This window comes from Kitasatospora nipponensis (assembly GCF_039528135.1).
In the GTDB taxonomy this organism is placed as follows: Bacteria; Actinomycetota; Actinomycetes; order Streptomycetales; family Streptomycetaceae; genus Kitasatospora; species Kitasatospora nipponensis.
Genome location: NZ_BAAALF010000199.1, coordinates 1 through 428, shown reverse-complemented (window position 1 = coordinate 428; position 428 = coordinate 1). Strand labels below are relative to the sequence as shown.

Annotated in this window: 1 protein-coding gene; it reads left to right on the top strand. The window is 80.8% G+C overall.

Annotation, left to right across the window (positions count from 1 at the left end; translation table 11 throughout):
* A partial coding sequence (locus tag ABD323_RS34085; protein ID WP_344445946.1) for a response regulator transcription factor occupies window positions 1–424 on the top strand: 424 nt, incomplete at its 5' end.
* Window positions 425–428: the final 4 nt, after the last annotated feature.

Sequence of the window (428 nt, the reverse complement as noted above, 5' to 3'; positions counted from 1 at the left end):
CGACGAGGTGGCCCGGGCCTACACCCGGCTCGGGGCCACCTCGGACGCCGCGCACTGCCAGCAGACGCTGCGCGAGCTGGGCCTGGCCCGCCCGGCCCCGCGCGGGCGCCGCGGCTACGGCGACCAGCTCTCGCCGCGGGAGAGCGAGGTGGCGGCGCTGCTGCGCAAGGGCGCCAGCAACCAACAGATCGCCGAGGCCCTCTTCCTCTCGCCGCGCACCGTCGAACACCATGTCGCCAACGCCCTGCGCAAGCTCGGCGCGCCGACCCGCGAAGCCCTGCACGGCACGCCCGCGCCCCCGACCCAGACCCCGGGCCCGGCGGCGACCTCGGCGGCGACCTCGGCGGCGACCGAACCGGCGGCGCCCCCCGGCGAGCCGCCGCGCCCCGCCCCGAAGGGCCCGCGGCGCCCGCGCCGGCCGTGAGGCG